We start from the raw sequence: 19,335 nt of genomic DNA on the forward strand, positions 1-19,335 counted from the left end.
CTGGTCATCGCCAGGCCTCCTCGGCACACTCGCGCAGCTCGGTGACGGCCGCCGCGAGGCCGTCGGGGTGGCGGTAGAGCGCGCTGCCGGCGCAGAACACGTCGGCACCGGCACGTGCGGCACCACCGATCGTGGCCGGCCCGATCCCGCCGTCGACCTCCAGCTCGATCCGTTGACCGGACCGTCCGATCAGCCGGCGCGCGGCCGCGATCTTCGGTTCCATGCTCGCCAGGTACGGCTGGCCGCCGAACCCGGGGTTCACCGTCATCACCAGCAGCAGGTCGACGATGTCGAGCACGTGCTCCACCGCCGTCAGTGGGGTGGCCGGGTTGACCGCCACCCCGGAGCGCGCGCCGCGGTCACGGATCGCGCCCAGGGTGCGGTGGAGGTGGACGCACGCCTCGGCGTGCACGATGACCAGCTCGCAGCCGGCGTCGACCATCTCCCCGACGAGCGCGTCCGGCTCGACGACCATCAGATGTGCTTCGAACGGCAGCGCGGTGTGGGGCCGCACGGCGGCCACCACGTCCGGACCGAACGTGAGGTTCGGTACGAACCGGCCGTCCATGACGTCCCACTGGATGCGGTCGGCGCCGGCCTTCTCCAGCGCCCGGCACTCGTCGCCCAGGGCAGCGAAGTCCGCCGGGAGAACCGAGGGCGCGATCTGGGCGCGTCGTCTGTCCATTCGGGGACGGTACGAACCCGCAGGCGGTGTCGCTTCCCCCGCAGGTGGGGCTCATGGGGTGGCAGCGGCGTCCTCGCCTTTCTCGACGACCCGCCGGTATCTACTGTTCTCGGGCATGGAATCCGGCACAGCGCGGCCCATGCGCCTGGTGATCGTCGACGATCACCAGATCGTGCTGGACGGGCTCAAGGCGATGCTGCTGCCCTACGCCGACCAGGTCGAGATCGTCGGCGAGGCCAGCAGGCCGGATGACGCGCTCCGGATCGTCGGGGAGCAGCAGCCGGACGCTGTGCTGCTCGACGTGCGGCTGCAGAACGCCAGCGGACTCGACCTGTGTGCAGACCTCCTGGAGCAGGACCCGGGCTGCAAGATCGTGTTCCTGACCGTCTACGACAACGAGCAGTACCTGTACCAGGCGCTCCGCCTGGGCGCGGCGGCCTACCTGCTCAAACGGATCGAAGGCAATGAGCTGGTCGCGTACCTCACACGGGTGCACGAGGGCGAGACACTGGTCGACCCGGCGCTGGCCAGCAGGGTCGCGCTGTCCGCGGCCCGGGTGCAGAGCGGGGAGTTCTGGCCGGGTGCGCAGCTCGGGCTCAGCCAGCGCGAGAGCGAGGTGCTGGCCCTCATGGTGGCCGGGCTGTCCAACCGGGCCATCGCCACCAAGCTCTTCGTCAGCGAGGAGACGGTCAAGACGCACTCGCGGGGGATCTACCGCAAACTCGAGGTGAACGACCGGGCGGGCGCTGTCGCTGCTGCCCTGCGCGAAGGGGTCTTCCAATGACCGAGGGACGCCTCGGGCTGGCGGACGCCGAGCACGAGGTCCGCCTGCTGATGCGCATCATCGAGACCATCTCGGCAGGTCTCGACCTCGACGCCGTCGCCCAGCGCGTGGCCGTGGTGATCACCGAGATGACCGCAACCGACGTCTGCTTCGTCCACCTCATCGACGACTCCGGACGCCACCTGGAGCTTCGGGGGGCGACCCCGCCGTTCGAGCGGGTGGTCCGGCGGATCGAGCTGTCGGTGGGGGAGGGGGTGGCCGGATGGGTGGCCGCGCACCGGGAGCCGGTGGTCATCGTGCAGGACAAATTCGCCGACCCCCGGTACAAGTACATCCCCGAGCTGCGCGGGGAGGACTTCACGTCGCTGGTCTCGGTCCCGATCATCACCCGGCTGGGGGCCCTGGTCGGCGTCCTGAACGTCCACACACGCCTCCGTCGCGAGTTCACCGGGGCCGACGTGCAGCTGCTGCGGTCGATCGCCGGGCTGATCGCCGGCGCGATGGACAACGCGCGGCTGCACCGCAGGCTCGCCGAGCGGGAGGAGGCGCTCGAGCGCTTCACCGAGCGGATGGTGCGGATGCAGGAGCTGGACCGGCGGCGGCTCGCGGGGGAGATCCACGACGGCATCGGCCAGCGCATCGTGAGCCTGTCGTTCTATCTGTCCGCTGCAGCGGACCTGGTCGGCACGAACGCCGCGCTGGCCGGCGAGCAGATCGACAAGGCGCAGCAGCTCGCTGCGGCCGCGCTGGACGAGGTCAGCGCGGCGATGACGGGACTGCGGCCCTCCGTGCTGGACGACCTGGGCCTGGCGGCCAGCCTCGAGAGCCTCGCGCACGCTTCCCCAGAGCTGGACGTGGACGTCCAGGTCTGCGCCGACGAGCTGCCCGAGCATCTGGAGACGGCGCTCTACCGGATCGCCCAGGAGTCACTGCAGAACGTCGTGAAGCACGCGTCGGCGCAGAACGTGGAGATCCGGCTGAAGGTCTCCTCGGGCACCGTCCTGCTCGAGGTCAGCGACGACGGTGTGGGTTTCGATCCGGCCTCGGTGCCGGAGTCCGAGAGTCCCGGATCGGGTGGGTACGGCCTGTCCGGGATGTTGCAGCGCGCCGAGCTGCTCGGCGGCCGGCTGGAGGTGGACAGCGCACCTGGCCGGGGCAGCACGCTGCGGGTGCGAGTGCCGCTCAGGCTCCCACGGTGACCTCGAGCCGATCCTCCAGCTCGGGGGAGTAGCGGCCCATCGCGGCCGCCCCGTTGCACCGCGCCCGGTGCGCGAGGATCCGCTGGGCGGCGGCCGCCTCGTCCTCCCGGCCGGCCCAGGCGGACAGTGCAGGAGAGAGCAGCGCACGTCCGTAGGAGAAGGTGAGCCGCCACGGCTGAGGGTCCGCCCGGTTGAGGGCGTCGAGATGGACGGTCGCCGCCTCGTCGCCCTGGCCACCGGACAGGAACGCGATGCCCGGCACCGCCGCCGGGACGTGCCGGCGGAGGCAGCGCAGGGTGGCCTCGACCACCGCCGCCACGTCCCGCTGGTCCGGGTGATCCGTGCCGGGCAGCACCATGTTCGGCTTCAACACCATGCCCTCCAGCAGCACACCTTGGCCTGCGAGCTCGGCGAACACGTGGTCCAGGGCGTCCCCGGTGACCTGCTCGCTGCGTTCCAGCGAGTGGTCGCCGTCCATCAGCACCTCGGGCTCGACGATGGGCACGACCCCGGCTTCCTGGCACAGCGCGGCGTACCGGGCGAGTGCATGCGCGTTCGCCCGGAGGCACCGCGCGGTGGGTCGCTGCTCGCCGATCCGGATGACCGCCCGCCACTTGGCGAACCGGGCGCCGAGCTCGACGTACTCCTCGAGCCGTTCGCGCAGGCCGTCGAGCCCTTCGGTGACCGTCTCGTCGGTGGTCATGGCGAGCGGTTTCGCGCCGGTGTCGACCTTGATGCCGGGCAACATCCCGGCATCCTCGGTGGCCCTCGGGATCGGCGTTCCGCGGGACGTGTTCTGGCGGAACGTCTCGTCGAAGAGGATCACCCCGCTGATGCTCTCGCCCAGGCCGGGGGTGGTCACCACGATCTCGCGGAACTGCCGGCGCGACTCCGCGGTGGCGGCGACCCCGACTTCGGTCAGCCGCTTGTCCATCGTGCCGGTGCTCTCGTCGGCGGCAAGGATGCCCTTGCCGTCGGCCACCAGCGCTCGCGCGGTCGTGACGAGCTCGGTCATGGCGTCCTCCTTCGCCGGGTGCGGAAGGCGGGCACGCCGACTCGCCGCCCGGAGTCCCCGGACGGTAGGCGGGTGCAGCGGGACGTCCTTCCCTCCGGCGAGGGGTTTCCGGTGGGAGAAGGGCTCCCCCCGGCTCTCCTGCGGCCGCTCCGGTTCCCGTCGCGCCGGTGCTCGTACCCTCCGAAGTGTGATTGCTCCCGTCGTCTCAGATGCTCCAGCCGGCGCCGTGCTCGCCGACGTGCGCTCCTACCTGGACGGGCGTGTCGGCCGCGACGCCTACAACGCAGGCCACCTGCCCGGAGCCGTGTTCGTCGACCTCGGCGAGGTGCTCGCCGACCACACCGACCCGAGCGTCGCGGGCCGCCACCCACTTCCCGAGCCGGAGGCCTTCGCCCGTGACATGTCCGCTCTCGGGATCGGTGACGACGACGTCGTGGTGGCCTACGACGATGCAGGCGGCGTCATGGCGGCGCGGCTGGTGTGGATGCTTCGGGTGACCGGCCACGAGGCCGCGCTGCTCGACGGCGGGATCCAGGCCTACGACGGCCCGCTCGAGACGGATCCGCCGCTGCGCGTGCCCGCCACCTTCACCGCCAGGGCGTGGCCGCAGGACAAGCTGGCCTCGATCGATGAAGCAGCACAGACCGGTGCCAACGTCGTGATCGACGCCCGTCAGCGCGAGCGATTCGAGGGCGCTCCGGACGACCTGGACCCGCGTTTCGGCCACATCCCCGGCGCACGCAGCCTCCCGTGCCGGCAGAATCTCGCGCCCGATGGGCGCTTCCTGCCGCAGGACGAGCTCAGGGCCGCGTTCGCCGAGGTCGGCATCACGGGGGAGGAGCCTGTGATCTCCTACTGCGGTTCGGGCGTCACGGCCTGCCACAACCTGATCGCACTCGAGCACGCCGGGCTCGGCGGCGGCCGTCTGTTCCCCGGCTCGTGGTCGCAGTGGAGCCGCGACCCGAACCGCCCGATCGAGACGAGCTAGCTGTCCCGTTCCGCCGTTCGGGAGCGGCGGCGAGCTCCCGGCGGGCGCTCGAACTCCCCGCTGGCGAGCAGCTGGTCGACGAGCAGACGCGCGGTGGCGGGCGGCCCACTCCGGTGGGCCAGCAGGTACCAGTCGCGTTCCAGAGGCGCGCCCGGCGCGGCGAGCTCGACCAGCCGCCCCTCGGCCAGGTCGCGGGACACCGCGTCGCGCGAGATCAGGGTGACGCCGAGCCCGACGGCCACCGACTCGCAGACCGCGGCGTTGGACGACAGCGTGAGTTGCGCGGGTGTGAGGTCGAGGCCGGTCAGGTAGGACTCGGTGGTGGCCCGGGTGCCCGACCCGGGCTCGCGCAACACCCAGGTTTGAGCGGCCAGCCAGCTCAGTAGCTCGTCGCCGGTGTGCGGAGGCGAGCCGGGCGGACCGACCACGATGAGCTCGTTGGGCCGCACCGCGAGTGCCACGTGGTTGCGGCTGCGGACCGGGCGACCGCCGAGCACGAGGTCGACCTCGTGGTCGTCGAGCAGAGCGAGCACCTGCGCCCGGTTGCCCACCTCGACGTGGATTCGCGCCTCCGGGTGGGCCTCCCGGAAGCGGACCAGAATCCTCGGCAGCAGGTGGTCGCCGACGGTGGTCACCGCCGCGATGCGCAGCTCACCCCGTGCGGGTTCGCCCTCGGAGCCCGCGGCGACCCGCGCCTCGTCGAGCAACCCGAGTACGCGGCGCAGGTAACCGGCGTAGATGGCGCCTGCCGGAGTGAGCCGCAGGCCTCGGCCACTCGGCTCGACGAGCTGGAGATCGAGTGAGCGTTGCAGTGCCGCGATCGATGCGGAGACCGCGGACTGCGTGACCACCAGCCGTGCCGCGGCCCCGCTGACCGACCCGGTCTCGGCGACCGCAAGGAACGTGCGCAGCTGCGCCAGTGTCATCGCACGCTCACCCCACTCATGAGTCAATCCTTGACGATGTCTAGGCGATTCTCAATAGACAGTTCGATAGTCCGAGGCCACGGTGGGGAACTCCAGCCGTAGACGAACACACACACCGAGGTGGTGGAGATGGCCGAACGCTGGGGCGCGGGTGTGATCCCGTACGCCGAGATGGGTTACTGGCAGCCGGACTATGAGCCGAAGGACAGCGACGTGCTCTGCGCCTTCCGCATCACGCCGCAGGAGGGCGTGCCGCCGGAGGAAGCCGGAGCGGCGGTGGCGGGGGAGTCGAGCACCGCGACCTGGACGGTGGTGTGGACCGACCGGCTCACGGCGTACGAGCACTACCAGGCGAAGTGCTACCGGGTGGACGAGGTGCCCGGGACGCCGGGACAGTACATCGCCCACATCGCCTACGACCTCGACCTGTTCGAGGAGGGGTCGATCGCGAACCTCACCTCGTCGATCATCGGCAATGTCTTCGGCTTCAAGGCGCTGCGCGCGTTGCGGCTGGAGGACATGCGGATTCCGATGCACTACGTCAAGACGTTCCAGGGACCGCCGCACGGGATCGTGATGGAGCGGGAGTACCTGGGCAAGTACGGGCGGCCGCTGCTGGGCGCCACCACCAAGCCGAAGCTGGGCCTCTCCGCGCGGAACTACGGGCGGGTCGTCTACGAGGCACTGCGCGGCGGGCTGGACTTCACCAAGGACGACGAGAACATCAACAGCCAGCCCTTCATGCGCTGGCGGGACCGCTACCTGTTCTGCATGGAGGCGGTGAATCGCGCGCAGAGCACCACCGGCGAGATCAAGGGGCATTACCTCAACGTCACCGCCGCGACGATGGAGGACATGTACGAGCGCGCCGACTTCGCGAAGGAACTCGGCAGCGTGATCGTCATGATCGACCTGACCGTGGGCTACACGGCGATTCAGTCGATGTCGCGCTGGGCGCGGGCGAACGGCGTGATCCTGCACCTGCACCGCGCCGGGCACGGCACCTACACCCGGCAGAAGACGCACGGGGTGAGCTTCCGGGTGATCGCCAAGTGGATGCGGCTGGCCGGTGTCGACCACATCCACGCCGGCACGGTGGTCGGCAAGCTCGAGGGCGACCCCAACGCGACGGCCGGCTTCTACGACGTCCTGCGCAAGGACCACGTGAGCGCCGACCCGGTCAAGGGCCTTTACTTCGACCAGGACTGGGCCTCGCTCGCCACCGTGATGCCGGTGGCCTCAGGCGGGATCCACGCCGGTCAGATGCACCAGTTGCTGCACTACCTGGGAGAGGACGTCGTGCTGCAGTTCGGCGGCGGCACGATCGGTCACCCGATGGGCATCGCCGCGGGCGCCACCGCGAACCGGGTGGCCGTCGAGGCGATGATCAAGGCGCGCAACGAGGGCCGCGACTTCTACGCCGAGGGCGAGGACATCCTCAAGGCCGCCGCGAAGCACAGCCGCGAGCTCGACGTGGCGCTCTCCACCTGGGGCGACATCACGTTCAACTACGAGTCCACGGACACCCCGGACGTCGTGGCGACGCCGACGAACGCCTAGGAGCACCGATGCACATCACGCAGGGAACCTTCTCCTACCTACCCGATCTCACCGACGAGGAGATCACAGCGCAGATCGACTACGCACTGGGCAACTCGTGGCCGCTGTCGGTGGAGTTCACCGACGACCCACACCCCCGCAACACCTACTGGGAGATGTGGGGGATGCCGATGTTCGACCTGGCGGACGCGGCCGGCGTGCTGATGGAGGTGAACGCGTGCCGCGAGGCGTACCCGAACCACTACATCCGGCTCAACGCCTATGACGCGCGGCTGGGGCGGCAGACGATCGTGCTGTCGTTCCTGGTCCATCGGCCTGCCGAGGAGCCGGGGTTCCGCCTGGATCGCCAGGAGAGCCACGACCGGGTCATCCGCTACACCACCCATGCGTACGCCACCGAGCGACCGGCGGGTGAGCGGTACCAGCCCGCCGACCGGCGATGACGGCATCGGACGGCGGCCGGGCGAGCTTCGGGATGCCGCGGCCCGGCGCGCCGCCGCCGGATCCCGACCCCGACGACGGCGATCGTCGCAACGGCGAGGCCGGGGACGGCCGTCGCGTCGAGACCCCCGGTGGTGGGTCCGCCGAGGAGTCACTGCCGGAGGACGCGACGGTCGACCTCGAAGCCGAGCGTGAGGCGTCGGGTATCGACGAGATCCTGGCGGGCCTCGACGAGGAGCTCGTCGGGCTCGCCCAGGTGAAGACGAGGATCCGGGAGATCGCCGCGCTGCTGCTGGTGGATCGTGTGCGGGACCGCTTCGACCTCGCCACCGAGCGGCCCAACCTCCACATGAGCTTCACCGGCGGACCGGGCACCGGGAAGACCACGGTGGCCCTGCGGATGGCCGGGCTGTTGCAGCGGCTCGGCTATCTCCGCAAGGGCCATCTCGTGGCCGTGACACGGGACGACCTGGTCGGGCAGTACGTCGGGCACACCGCGCCGAAGACGAAGGAGGTCATCAAGCGGGCGATGGGCGGTGTCCTGTTCATCGACGAGGCCTACTACCTCTACCGGGCGGAGAACGAGCGCGACTACGGCCAGGAGTCCATCGAGATCCTGCTGCAGGTGATGGAGAACCAGCGCGACGACATCGTGGTGATCCTCGCCGGCTACCAGGACCGGATGGAGGAGTTCTTCGCGTCCAACCCCGGGATGAGCTCACGCATCGCCCACCACCTGCATTTCCCGGACTACGAGATCGAGGAGCTCATCGCCATCGCGCAGATGATGCTGCGCAGGCAGCGCTACCGCTTGTCCGCCGAGGCCGAGCAGACGCTGGACGACTATCTGCGCCGCCGGATGCGTCAGCCACGGTTCGCCAATGCGCGCAGCGTGCGCAACGCGCTCGAGCGTGCCCGCCTGCGGCACGCCAATCGTCTGGTGGACGAAACCGGTCGGGAGTGGGCCAAGGACGACCTGATGCGGCTAGAACCCGCCGACTTCCTGGCCAGCCGGGTGTTCTCGGCGGACGTGGCCGGCGGCGAGCGGCCCGGGGCCGCGAAGGCCGATGAGCCCGCCGCCCGCAGTGATCATTGAGGGCGTACGGACACGTCGTAGCGGTGTACTCGGGCCGCTGACCGAGTCAGCGTTCTGGGAGCGCGTCGACCGTCGGCTCTGCTGAGGAACTCACGGCGCTGCGTCGTGTGCTGGCGAACCGCTGCCGGTACTCGGTGGGCGTGATGCCGAGGTGGCGGCCGAACACCCTCCGCAGCGACTCGTCGCTGCCCAGGCCGCTGAGCTCAGCGGCCGCGGTGACGCTGTGACCGTCAAGGAGGAGCCGCTGGGCCGCCTCCAACCGGGTGCGTTCCACCCACCGAGCAGGCGTGGTGCCCACCTCCTCCTGGAAGATCCGAGCCAGATGGCGGGTGCTCGTGGGGATCGCGGCGGCCATCGTCGTCAGGGAGTGGTCCGCACCCGGCTCGGCGACGACGGCCGCCAGCAGTTCGCGGATCCTCGCGTTGAGCGGCACGGGCGTGCGGGCGGCCACCGAGAACTGCGACTGACCGCCCGGGCGCTGCAGGAACACCACGAGCTCCTGGGCGACCTTCCGCGCGACCTCCGCACCCTCGTCCTGCTCCACGAGCGCCAGCGCCAGGTCGATTCCGGCACTCACGCCCGCTGACGTGACCACATGCCCGTCCACGACGAAGATCGCGTCGGGCTGCACGAGCACCTGCGGGTAGTGGCGCGCGAGCCGGTCGGTGTGGCGCCAGTGCGTGGTGGCCTGTCGGCCGTCCAGCGCGCCGAGCGCGGCCAGGACGAACGCCCCCGTGCAGACCGAGGCCACCCGCTGCGCCGCCGCGGAGACGACCCGTGCCGCGGTGAGCAGCTCCTCCTCGATGACCTGCACCGGCAGCCGGTCGCCCCCCGCGATGATCGCGGTGTCCACGTTGCCCATCTCGTGCGGAGCCACGGTGGGGCCCAATCGGAGACCTGCCGAGGTCAGTACGTCGCCGCCACAGGGGGAGACCAGGACGACCTCGTACGACGCGCCGAACTGGTTGGCCTTGCCGAGCACCTCGGCGGGCCCGCTGACGTCGAGCATGGTGACGCCGTCGAACACCAGGATCCCCACCCGATGTGCGCGTGCCATGGGCAGCTCCCGCTCGTGTCCGAATGTGTGGTGTGCCCGTCCTTCATGACATGGTGCCGGACCTCGACCTCGACTGATGCTAGGTCCATGACGGAGACGATTTCGGACGTCGAGATTCCCGACACGCGACTGGTTGCAGAGGCCACCGAGCTGGTGCGCGAGGCAGCGACCCCATTGGTCTACCACCACTCCCGCAGGGTCTACCTGTTCGGCAGCCTGCGGGGCTTCGCGCAGGGCCTGCGCTTCGACCCGGAGCTGCTCTATGTGGGCGCGATGTTCCATGACCTCGGGCTGACATCGAAGTACCGGCGCATGGACCAGCGCTTCGAGATCGACGGTGCCGACGAGGCCCGCCGCTTCCTGCTCGCGCACGGAATCGGCACCGAGCAGGCTGAGACCGTCTGGACCGCCATCGCGCTGCACACCACGCCGGAGATCCCGCTGCACATGGCACCGGAGGTCGCGCTCGTCACCCGGGGCGTCGAGCTGGATGTGCTCGGGATCGGCTACGACGCGATCACCGACCAGCAGCGCGCGCAGATCGTGGCGGCGCACCCACGTCCGGACTTCAAGAACCAGATCCTCGCGGCCTTCACCGACGGCATCAAGGACCGGCCCGAGACCACATTCGGCAACGTCAAGGCGGACGTGCTCGAGCATTTCGTACCCGGCTTCCGCCGCGGTGACTTCGTCGAGGTGATCCTGGGCTCCGACTGGGTCGAATGATGTCCGCTCCCGATCGCGGCGGTCGATGACGGATGGCCCGGCCACACCCCCGCAGTCGGGGTGGGGCCGGGCCATCCAGTCGTTGCGACCGCGCCCTCGAAGGCAGGATCGGTGGCCGGCGCTCACCATCCGGAGTGGCCCACCGCCGCCGTTACCCCGCCCCGCAGGGCAAATCGTCCGCGGGAACTCGGGTCAGTCCCGGCGAACCCCGTGGGAACAGTTGTAAACTGAACGGGCAGTATCGTATTGGGGGGAAGGTGGCCGATGGCCGTCAATCGCGGCGAGCAGGACCAGCCTCGACCCCGTCCGGGCCGTCCACGCAGCGAGCAGACCCACAAGGCCGTTCTGCGTGCGACGGCGGAGTTGATGCACGAGGTCGGGCTGCGCGTGATGACCACCGAGGAGATCGCCGCCCGGTGCGGGGCGAGCAAGGCGACGATCTACAAGTGGTGGCCGAACAAGTACGCGGTTGCCATCGATGCCCTGCTGTCGGAGATGTTCGTCGAGTCCGACGATCCTGACACCGGTTCCGTGTTTGAAGACTTCCGCCTCGCACTGCGCGGCATCATGCGCTTCTACAACAGCCCCAGCGGGCGGGTCTTCGCCCAGATCGTCGGAGAGGCGCAGTTCGATCCGCAGATCGCCGCGGAACTGAGCAATCGACTCGTCGCCCCCCGGCGGCGACTGGTGCGCACGATCTTGGATCGCGGGATCGCCCGCGGCGAGCTGCGTGCCGACATCGAACCCGAGGCCGCGATCGATCTGATGTTCGGGGCGGCGATCTACCGGCTGGTCACGGCCCATGCACCGATGGACGACGATGCCGCCGACGCGATCGTCGACCTGGCGATCCGCGGTCTGGCCAGCTGAGACCGACCTCACCGCTCGGGCGGCGGCCGTCCCCGGAGGCCCGCGCTAGCCTGAATTGGAAACTAGACGTTCAGTTTCTAGGAGGTCAACTCAGCGCGTCACCCCCGAACCGGCACCGCGGTGAAGCGGTAGTCGGCCCGAACGCGGTGCGCGAGCGGCTGCTCGGCGGCGTGAGTGAGTCGTTCCTGCTCCGCGCTTTCTCCCGCGGAAGAACATCGACACACAGATCGGCGAGCGGATCGAGAAGAGCCGCCTCCCACGGTCGGCCCTCATCCGCGGTCCCCGCCAAGCAAGCGGATTGGCCCCGACCTTCCGTCTCCCTGCTTTCCCCGACTTATCGCGATCCAGCGAAACAGAAATTGATCGATCCGAATCGGCGTGACCGTCCAGCCTGTCGCACCTCCCCGGGACGGCACGTCGCCCCGCCATGCAGCAGAAAGAAGAGAAGAATGAAGACCACCACGTTGGGCAGGAGTGGCCTACGGGTTTCCCGCATCGCGTTCGGCGCGTGGCAGTTGGGTGGGGACTGGGGCCGGTTCGACGAGGCGGTGGCCGTCACGGCGATCCGCCGGGCCCGTGACCTGGGCGTCAACTTCTTCGACACGGCGCAGGCCTACGGGTTCGGCGCGTCCGAGCGACTGATCGGCACAGCGCTGCGCGGCGAGCTGACCCACAACCGTGATCAACTCGTGATCGCTACCAAGGGCGGGCTGCGGATGACCGACGCGGGTCTGGTCCGCGACTCCAGCCCGCAGTGGCTGCGTGACGGTGTGGACGCCAGCCTGAGGGCGTTGGGCGTGGATTATGTCGACCTCTATCAGGTGCACTGGCCCGACCCGAAGGTTCCGGCTGCCGAGACGGCGGGCGCACTGCGTCAGCTGGTGGCCGAGGGCAAGATCCGCCACGTCGGCGTGTCCAACCACTCCGCGGTGCAGATGGCCGAGTTCGCCGCGACGCTGCCGGTGGAAACGGTGCAGCCGCCGTATCACTTGTTCCGCCGGCGCGAGGTCGAACACGATGTGCTGCCCTACGCCCGTGCACACGACGTCGGCGTACTCGTCTACGGACCGCTGGCTCACGGCCTGCTGACCGGGACGATGACCGAGGACACCACGTTCGGCAGTGACGACTGGCGCGCCACCAGCCCGATGTTCAGCGGCGAGGGATTTCAGCACAACCTGGCCGCGGTGCGCGCCCTGGAGACGTTCGCCGGTGAGCGGGGTTTCACGGTGAGTCAGCTGGCCGTCGCCTGGACGTTGGCCAACCCGGCTGTGCATGTGGCCATCGTCGGTGCTCGGCAGGCCGACCACGTTCAGGAGAGCCTGGCCGCGGCGGATCTCTCGCTGAGCCGTAGCGACCTCGTGGCGATCGACCGCATCATGGCGGCCGCCGCTCCGGTCACCGGACCGTCCCCGGAGAACGTGTGAAGAGTCTGCTCGGGAGGTGTACACGGGAGCTCCGGCAGCCATCATGAAGGACGTTCGCCGGGCCGTCGCCGACAAGAGTGACCACGAAAGTCGGAGGTCTCAGGCGCAACTCAGGCTCGGCGAGGATGCTGACGGGTGGAGGGGTGCCAATGAGTGCCATCGGAGCTCTGCTCGGTTTCGTCCTACTACTGTTCCTGATCGTCATGGTCGTGCGCGCCGTACTGGACTGGACAGGCGTACTCGGCGCGGCCCGCGACGGCTGGGCCGCTAAGGCCCGCTCGGTGTCGCACACGCTCACCGAGCCGGTACTCGCGCCGGTGCGTCGTGTGCTGAAACCAGTGCGGGTCGGGTCGGTGCAGATCGACCTCGCGTTCACGGTCGTGTTCATCGCGGCGCTGGTGCTGCGTTCGCTGGCGCTGTCCCTCTAGCGGGGCAGCACACCAGCGTCGGCCGACGGCGCGGGCAGGCCGACGTCGCCGAGGCTGTCGGCGCCGACTGTTAGCGTCCGCCTCTCATTCCAGAGAGAGGCATGCCCGATGGACGACGAGAAAAAGGCCCTTCTGGCGTTCCTCGAGTGGCAGCGTGCCAGCATTCTGGCGATCATCGACGGGCTCGACGCCGAAGCCCTGACGGCCTCGGTCGTGCCGTCGGGCTGGACCCCGCTCGGACTCGTGGAGCATCTCGGCCATGCCGAGCGGCACTGGTTCCAGGAGATCGCCACCGGTTCCGCCGATCCGCTGCCCTGGCCCGACGACGACACGCCCCTGATCACCTCGCGGTCGCCGTCAGTGGTTCTCGGGTTCTACCGCGATCAGTGCGAGCGCTCCGACGCGATCTTCACGGCCCTGCCGCTCTCGTCGCCCCCGCGTGCCCGTCACCCCGGCGTCCTGGGAGACCAGATCACCGACCTGCGCGGGATCATCCTTCACATGATCGAAGAGACCGCCCGCCACGCCGGTCACCTCGACATCGTTCGCGAGCTCATGGACGGGAGGACCGGCCTCGGCCCCCGCTGAGCGCGCCGGTCGACGGGCGTGTGGCAGCCACCCGCGCTGCCGTCTCGAGGACGAGCTGCGCGAACTCCTCGGGGTGGCTCAGATGCGGTGCATGGCCTGCTCCTGGCACCACGTGCCGGATCGCCCCCGGCACCGCCGCGGCTACGCGCTCGGCCACGGGCCCGTATGTGGGCAGGCTCGCGCTGCCGTGGCTGATGACGAACGGGTGCGGGTAGCCGGCGAGCAGTTCGGGACGCACCGCGAGGCGCTCCGGGTCGCGTGACTGGTCGAGCCAGGTGTCGGCGTTGTCGATGCAGATCTGTCGGATCCCGGGCGTGAACAGGCCGTCCCAGGTGCCCGGGCCGAACGCGGCCCCGTCCACGAAGGTCCGCAGGCCCTCGGCCACCAGCCCACGTTCGATCAGCGCGGCCGCGTGCTGCATGTGCTCGGTCGCCTGGTCCGCGAGTGCCCGCGTCGAGTCGTCCTCACGGAGGAGTGTGAACAGCGGGGGCTCGTGCACCAGAAGACCGCCGGTGAGCTCCGGGTGGTGCGCGCCGAGGAGCAGCGAGGTGCTCGATCCGTAGGAGTGTCCGACGACGAGTGGTGCGTCGAGCCCGAGGGTGCGAATCAGCCCGGCGAGATCGGCGACGTCCTCGCTGATGTGGCCTTGCCCGGGCGGGCAGGTGCTTCGCCCGTGGCCGCGGCGGTCGTAGGTGTGGATGCGGTGGTGAGCGACCAGGTGGGGGACGACGCGCTCCCATGCACGGTGGTCGTCGAGGGACCCGTGCACCAGTACGACGGGCGGCCCCGATCCCTCCACGCGCACTGCGAGCTCGACCCCGTCGACGCCGACGCGCAGGTGTTCGGCCTCGTGCCCCGTTGCAATGGCGGCCATCGCGCTCCCCCCGAGATCGTGCATTCCGGTGAAATCTCCCTCCCACACGGCGCTGCAGACCATGGGCATGATGCACAAAGTTCGATCACCGGCCGGTGCAGTGTGTAGCTGGCGGACGAATCGGGCGCACCTCAGCCTTAGCCGCCATTCGACCGACAATGCCGTCCGCCGGAGGTTCACCTTGCCCCTCACCGCTGGTCACTGGATCTATCTCAGTGGCATCGCCGTGCTCATCGCGATGGTCGTGCTGCGGAAGAACGTGGTGGGGCCCGCGATAGCGGCGACGTTCCTGACCGTTCTGGCGATGACCGGGAGCGTGACCACCGGGATCAGCAGCGTGTTCCGCGCGGCGATAGCGGCGACCACCGAGCTGCTCACGATCTTCCTGATCATCGCGGTCATGACATCGCTGGTGCGAGCGCTGCGAGCCACGGGCGCCGACGACCAGATGGTCACGCCGTTCCAGCGGCTCATGCGCAACGGTCCCACGGCGTACGTGGTGCTCGCGGCCGTCACGCTGGTGCTGTCACTGGTGTTCTGGCCGACCCCGATTCTGCCGCTGCTGGCGGCGATCCTGATCCCCGCTGCGTTGCGCGTCGGCCTGAGCCCGATCGGTGCGGCCATCGCGGTCGCCATCGCCGGACAAGGCATCGCGCTGTCCTCCGACTACGTCCTCGGTGTGGCGCCGAGCCTGTCCGCAGGGGGCGCGGGTGTGCCGGCCGACGCGGTCGCCGACCGTGCGCTGGTGATCGCGCTGATCGTCGGCGTGTTCGCACTCGTGGCGGCCTACGCCCTCACCGTCCGCCGGACGATCACCCGGGAGGATGTGGCGGTGGCCCAGGCGGTCCCGGTCGGAGTCGGTCCCGACGGCGCTGTGGCCGGCACCCCCACCGGGGGTGCCGGCATCGCGGAACGGGAGGCGGTGGCAGGCGAGCTCGACACCGGCGACCCGGGGCCGCATCTGGAGATCGGGCCGCGCCGTGCACGGCTGATCGCGTTGTCGGTGCCGGTCTGCTTCGGCGCGCTGCTCGTCTTCATCCTCCTCGGGCGCTTCACCTCGCTCGTCCCGAGGCTCGAGGACGGGGCCGCGGCCCCACTCGTCGGTGGCACGGCAGCGCTTCTGCTCGTCGCGGTCACGGCGCTGTCGGGCGGCACCGACCGCCTGGAGCGGGTGTCCGGCCACTTCGTGCACGGTGTGTCGTTCGCGTTCCGGATCATGGGGATGGTCATCCCGGTGGCCGGGTTCATTTACGTCGGCCTCGGCAGCTTCTCCGGCAAGATCCTCGGGTTGCCGGAGGGGGCCGCTGCACCCGACCTGCTACTCGACGTCGTCAGCCGGGTGCAGGGTCTGATTCCGGACAACCGGTTCGTCGCGCTGTTCGTCATGCTGCTCGTGGGCATGGTGCTCGGCCTCGACGGCAACGGCTGGCCCGCCCTGCCGTTCACCGGTGCCCTCTCCGCAGCGATCGGTGGGCAGAGCGGGATCGACCCGGCGACGTTGGCCGCGGTGGCTCAGAACGGCTCGACGTGGGTCGGTGGCGGCACCCTCGTGATCTGGTCCACGCTGATCGCCGTTGCCGGCATCACCGGGGTGTCGGTCACCGACCTGGCCCGCAAGCTGTTCCTGCCGGTGGTCGGCGGACTCGTTCTCGCGACCACGGCGGCAGGCATCATCTGGTAGGGCTCGGCTGGTCAGCCGTACCGGCGCAGCTCGTGGAAGAAGTCATCGATGACGTTCAGCTCACCGGAGCGTCCCACCTGGTCATAGACGTACTTACCGACCGCGAGGTCGAGCACGCCGAGGCCGAAGGGCGAGAACACCACCGGACGGTCCGTCGGAAGTGTCACCCGCCCGGCCATCACGTCGTCCAGGGTCCCCTGCAGGAAGTCCCGGTTGCCGGTGAGCTGCTCGGCGAGGTGCGGCGAGGTGTCCGCCTTGAGGCAGTGCTCGACGTCGTCGACGATGTTGGTCGAGGCCAGCACGATCTCCGGTGCGAGGTCGCGGAGCGACACGTGCAGCACCAGCGGGTTGTGGTCGAACCACGACGTGTCGGTGACGTGCGGCTTGCCGGCGATGGTCGCGAAGACCACCAGGTCGCTGGAGCGAATCAGATCCTCGGCCGTGTCGTGCAGCGTGATCCGGCCGGTGGTGCCCGACTGCTCCAGGTAACCGCGGAACCCGGCCGCGCTGTCGGGCGACAGGTCGAAGACGCCGACCTCGTCGAACGACCAGCCGGTGCCGGCCAGGAACGTGTGGATGTAGCGGGCGATCAGGCCCACGCCGAAGAATCCGACGCGGGTGGGTCGCTCCCGGCCGCGGCTGAGCCAGTCGGCTGCCAGTGCCGCAGAGGCAGCCGTCCTGGTGGCGCTGATGATCGAGCTCTCCAGGCAGGCGAACGGGTAGCCGGTGTCGTGGTCGTTGAGGATCAGCACGGCCGATGCCCGCGGGATGCCCGCGGCCACGTTGTCCGGGAAACTCGAGATCCACTTGATGCCGTCCACCCGTGACTGCCCGCCGATGGAGGCGGGCAGCGCGATGATGCGCGAGGACGGGCGGTCGGGGAAGCGCAGGAAGTAGGACGGCGGGTTCACCGAGTCGCCTGCGCCGTGCAGCCGGTAGGTGGCCTCCACCACCTCCATGACCTGCTTCTCGTGGCCCTGCAGGGCCTGCTGGACCTGTGCGCCGGGGATCACCGCGAACGGTGGCACGGTGGTGGTCATCGGTTCGTCACCTCGGTGTCTGTGGGGTGTCGGTCACGCGGACCGGGGCGGCCATCGCGACGAGTACCTCGCGCGGTCCGCTGAAGGCCTCGCGGCTGTGCGCGCTGCGGATGTTGTCGACGAGCATCAGGTCGCCCGCCTGCCATGGCTCACGTGCGGTGTTGGCGTCGTAGACCCCGTTCAGCAGCTGCACGATGTCGTTGCCGATCGGGTCGCCGTTGCCGAAGCGGGTGTTGAACGGCAGCCCGTCCTCGCCGTAGACGTCGACCAGGAACTCGCGCACCTCGGGATCCAGGGTCCACTCGTTGAGGAATGCGATCTGGTTGAACCAGCAGCGCCGGCCGGTGATCGGGTGCTGGACCACGGCCTTGCGCCGCTGCCAGGTGCGCAGGCCACCGTCGGGCTGCCACTCGAACTCGATCGCGTTGGCCCGGCAGTAGTTCTCGACGGCGGCGCGGTTGTCGGTGCCGAACGCGTCGGCGTAGGACGCCCCGATGTCGTCGTTGTAGTTGCGGGCGAGCAGCCAGCCCTCCCGCTCGAACCGGTCGACCAGCTCGGCGGGAAGCGCATCGAGCACGGTCGGCGAGTCGGCCACTCCGGTGGCGCCGCCCTCCGTCGGGGCTGTCAAGCAGGCGAAGAGCATGAGGCTGGGGACGTCGAGCGTGTAGCTCAGCTCGTTGTGCATGCACATGGGCTGGTTCGACGGCCACTTCGCCGAGGAGTACACACCTTCGGAGTAGACCTGCCGGGCCGCGAACGCCTCGCGCTCGGCCATCAGCCCGCGGCCCAGCCGCTGGAATACCGAACCAACCGTGTTCGCGTCGCTCAGCCCGAGACCCCGGACCAGGACCGAACCGTGCTCGGCGACGATCCCGTACAGCGCCTGTCGGTGCGCGTCTGCCCAGCTCGGGGCGTCACCGGTGGGTGGGACCTGCAGCATCGGAGGTGAGCCGGGCCGCAGACTGACGTCGAGCGGCGACGGCGAAAATGAGGACGACATCACGATCTCCTTTCTCAGTTCGCGCGCGAAGAGGCCATCGGTTCGACCCCGCCAGTCTGCGTGTCTTCTGCCTCCGACGGGGACTGAAGCAACCCGACGGGTGGCTGAGACTTGACGTCGACCAGCTCGGCCAGGTCGGCGAGGACGGGGTAGCGGACGATGTCCTTGAGGGACACGATGCGCCCCAGCGCGATCGCCAGCTTGACCGCGGAGAGCGAGTTGCCGCCCCGGTCGAAGAAGTGGTCGGCGCGGCCGATCTGGTCCGCCGGGACACCGAGGACCTTCGCCCACGCGGCCGCCAGCCGCTCCTCGGTCGGGGTACGGGGTGCCTCGTAGCCCTGCTCGACGGTCTCCAGCTCGCCGGCGAGCGCGGTCAGCGACTTCTTGTCGATCTTGCCGTTGGCAGTCAGCGGCAGGTTCTCCTGCCAGTGGAAGGCCGCCGGCACCATGTAGTGCGGCAGCGAGGCGCCGAGCCGCTCCCGCAGCAGGTCGACCTCGAGCGGCTGCGTGCCGGCATAGAAGGCCACCAGCTGCTTGCTCTGGTCGGGCCGCTCCGCGACCACCACCGCGCCGTCACGGACGCCGGGCACCCGCAGCAGGGTGTTCTCGATCTCGCCGATCTCGATCCGGAAACCGGAGATCTTGACCTGGGAGTCCTTGCGGCCCAGGAAGTCCAGCTTCCCGCCCGGCAGCCACCGCCCGTAGTCACCGCCCAGATAGAGGCGCTCACCGGGCCGGTGGGGATCCGCCATGTAGGCGGCCCGGGTGCGGTCGGGGTCGTTGACGTAGCCGCGCCCGACGCACACGCCGGCGAACGCGATCAGCCCGGGGGCGCCCAGCGGCACCGGAGCAAGCTGCTCGTCCAGCACGTAGACGTTCATGTTCGGTGATGCCGGACCCAGCGGGACGCGGTCTCCGTCGGGTGCGTGGTCCATGACCTCGTGGTTGGT

20 protein-coding genes are annotated in these 19,335 nt (G+C 69.7%); 12 read left to right on the plus strand and 8 right to left on the minus strand.

Annotation, left to right across the window (positions count from 1 at the left end; translation table 11 throughout):
* Positions 1–4: 4 nt before the first annotated feature.
* Entirely contained in the window at positions 5–685 is a 681-nt protein-coding gene (gene rpe / locus ABD743_RS37835; RefSeq protein ID WP_344728406.1) for a ribulose-phosphate 3-epimerase, read from the minus strand.
* Between the two features lie 115 nt (positions 686–800).
* Here rpe and ABD743_RS37840 point away from each other — a divergent pair, with 115 nt between their 5' ends.
* Together ABD743_RS37840 and ABD743_RS37845 are read left to right on the plus strand one after the other, a co-directional pair.
* Positions 801–1,469, plus strand: a complete 669-nt coding sequence (locus ABD743_RS37840) for a response regulator (protein ID WP_344728408.1) — start codon at positions 801–803, stop codon at positions 1,467–1,469.
* Positions 1,466–2,668 carry a GAF domain-containing sensor histidine kinase gene (locus ABD743_RS37845; protein WP_344728410.1) on the plus strand — a complete coding sequence of 401 codons (1,203 nt, stop codon included), beginning with the start codon at positions 1,466–1,468 and terminating at the stop codon, positions 2,666–2,668. The genes ABD743_RS37840 and ABD743_RS37845 overlap by 4 nt, the downstream gene beginning before the upstream one ends.
* Here ABD743_RS37845 and ABD743_RS37850 read toward each other — a convergent pair.
* Positions 2,652–3,683: a class I fructose-bisphosphate aldolase gene (locus ABD743_RS37850; RefSeq protein ID WP_344728412.1), complete on the minus strand. Its 1,032-nt coding sequence runs from the start codon at positions 3,681–3,683 to the stop codon at positions 2,652–2,654. The two genes, ABD743_RS37845 and ABD743_RS37850, sit on opposite strands and share 17 nt — an antisense overlap.
* 187 nt (positions 3,684–3,870) lie before the next feature.
* On the opposite strand from ABD743_RS37850, the gene ABD743_RS37855 reads away from it, so the two are divergent.
* Positions 3,871–4,671: a sulfurtransferase gene (locus tag ABD743_RS37855; protein ID WP_344728413.1), complete on the plus strand. Its 801-nt coding sequence runs from the start codon at positions 3,871–3,873 to the stop codon at positions 4,669–4,671.
* Here the strand turns inward: ABD743_RS37855 and ABD743_RS37860 are convergent.
* Positions 4,668–5,597 carry a LysR family transcriptional regulator gene (locus ABD743_RS37860; protein ID WP_344728415.1) on the minus strand — a complete coding sequence of 310 codons (930 nt, stop codon included), beginning with the start codon at positions 5,595–5,597 and terminating at the stop codon, positions 4,668–4,670. The genes ABD743_RS37855 and ABD743_RS37860 overlap by 4 nt on opposite strands.
* 129 nt (positions 5,598–5,726) lie before the next feature.
* On the opposite strand from ABD743_RS37860, the gene ABD743_RS37865 reads away from it, so the two are divergent.
* Genes ABD743_RS37865 through cbbX form a run of 3 tightly spaced genes read left to right on the plus strand, consistent with a single transcriptional unit; the run spans position 5,727 to position 8,694 of the window.
* Entirely contained in the window at positions 5,727–7,157 is a 1,431-nt protein-coding gene (locus tag ABD743_RS37865; protein ID WP_344728417.1) for a form I ribulose bisphosphate carboxylase large subunit, read from the plus strand.
* Between the two features lie 8 nt (positions 7,158–7,165).
* Positions 7,166–7,600: a ribulose bisphosphate carboxylase small subunit gene (locus tag ABD743_RS37870; RefSeq protein WP_344728419.1), complete on the plus strand. Its 435-nt coding sequence runs from the start codon at positions 7,166–7,168 to the stop codon at positions 7,598–7,600.
* A complete protein-coding gene (gene cbbX / locus ABD743_RS37875) occupies positions 7,597–8,694 on the plus strand; it encodes a CbbX protein (RefSeq protein ID WP_344728421.1) in 1,098 nt (365 codons plus the stop codon). Before ABD743_RS37870 ends, cbbX begins: the two co-directional genes overlap by 4 nt.
* Positions 8,695–8,740: 46 nt before the next feature.
* Here cbbX and ABD743_RS37880 read toward each other — a convergent pair whose 3' ends face one another.
* Complete coding sequence (locus ABD743_RS37880; RefSeq protein WP_344728423.1) at positions 8,741–9,751, minus strand: GlxA family transcriptional regulator; 1,011 nt, start codon at positions 9,749–9,751, stop codon at positions 8,741–8,743.
* Positions 9,752–9,838: 87 nt separating this feature from the next.
* On the opposite strand from ABD743_RS37880, the gene ABD743_RS37885 reads away from it, so the two are divergent.
* The 5 genes from ABD743_RS37885 to ABD743_RS37905 all read left to right on the plus strand — a co-directional run bounded on the left by ABD743_RS37885 (position 9,839) and on the right by ABD743_RS37905 (position 13,790).
* Positions 9,839–10,477: an HD domain-containing protein gene (locus ABD743_RS37885; protein WP_344728425.1), complete on the plus strand. Its 639-nt coding sequence runs from the start codon at positions 9,839–9,841 to the stop codon at positions 10,475–10,477.
* 264 nt (positions 10,478–10,741) lie between these two features.
* On the plus strand, positions 10,742–11,347 hold the full coding sequence (locus tag ABD743_RS37890) for a TetR/AcrR family transcriptional regulator (protein ID WP_344728427.1): 606 nt from the start codon (positions 10,742–10,744) through the stop codon (positions 11,345–11,347).
* 449 nt (positions 11,348–11,796) lie between these two features.
* Positions 11,797–12,774 (plus strand): aldo/keto reductase, encoded by a 978-nt coding sequence (locus ABD743_RS37895; protein ID WP_344728429.1) that lies wholly within the window; start codon positions 11,797–11,799, stop codon positions 12,772–12,774.
* Between the two features lie 149 nt (positions 12,775–12,923).
* On the plus strand, positions 12,924–13,202 hold the full coding sequence (locus ABD743_RS37900) for a YggT family protein (protein WP_344728431.1): 279 nt from the start codon (positions 12,924–12,926) through the stop codon (positions 13,200–13,202).
* 108 nt (positions 13,203–13,310) lie between these two features.
* Positions 13,311–13,790, plus strand: a complete 480-nt coding sequence (locus ABD743_RS37905; RefSeq protein WP_344728433.1) for a DinB family protein — start codon at positions 13,311–13,313, stop codon at positions 13,788–13,790.
* Here the strand turns inward: ABD743_RS37905 and ABD743_RS37910 are convergent.
* Positions 13,756–14,664, minus strand: coding sequence for an alpha/beta fold hydrolase (locus tag ABD743_RS37910; protein WP_344728435.1), 909 nt, complete (start codon positions 14,662–14,664; stop codon positions 13,756–13,758). The two genes, ABD743_RS37905 and ABD743_RS37910, sit on opposite strands and share 35 nt — an antisense overlap.
* Before the next feature lie 70 nt (positions 14,665–14,734).
* Between ABD743_RS37910 and ABD743_RS37915 the strand changes: the two genes are divergently transcribed.
* Positions 14,735–16,345 (plus strand): TRAP transporter large permease subunit, encoded by a 1,611-nt coding sequence (locus ABD743_RS37915; RefSeq protein ID WP_344728445.1) that lies wholly within the window; start codon positions 14,735–14,737, stop codon positions 16,343–16,345.
* An 11-nt stretch (positions 16,346–16,356) separates the two neighbouring features.
* On the opposite strand, the gene sbnB is transcribed toward ABD743_RS37915, so the two are convergent.
* From sbnB to ABD743_RS37930, 3 genes are all read right to left on the minus strand, one after another.
* The gene (gene sbnB / locus ABD743_RS37920; protein WP_344728437.1) at positions 16,357–17,385 is read right to left on the minus strand and encodes a 2,3-diaminopropionate biosynthesis protein SbnB; all 1,029 of its coding nucleotides are present in this window, start codon (positions 17,383–17,385) and stop codon (positions 16,357–16,359) included.
* 7 nt (positions 17,386–17,392) lie between these two features.
* Complete coding sequence (locus tag ABD743_RS37925; protein WP_344728439.1) at positions 17,393–18,385, minus strand: TauD/TfdA family dioxygenase; 993 nt, start codon at positions 18,383–18,385, stop codon at positions 17,393–17,395.
* Between the two features lie 14 nt (positions 18,386–18,399).
* On the minus strand, positions 18,400–19,335 hold a 936-nt coding region (locus ABD743_RS37930; RefSeq protein WP_344728441.1), incomplete at its 5' end, for a non-ribosomal peptide synthetase.

This window comes from Pseudonocardia yunnanensis (assembly GCF_039534065.1).
Taxonomy (GTDB): domain Bacteria; phylum Actinomycetota; class Actinomycetes; order Mycobacteriales; family Pseudonocardiaceae; genus Pseudonocardia; species Pseudonocardia yunnanensis.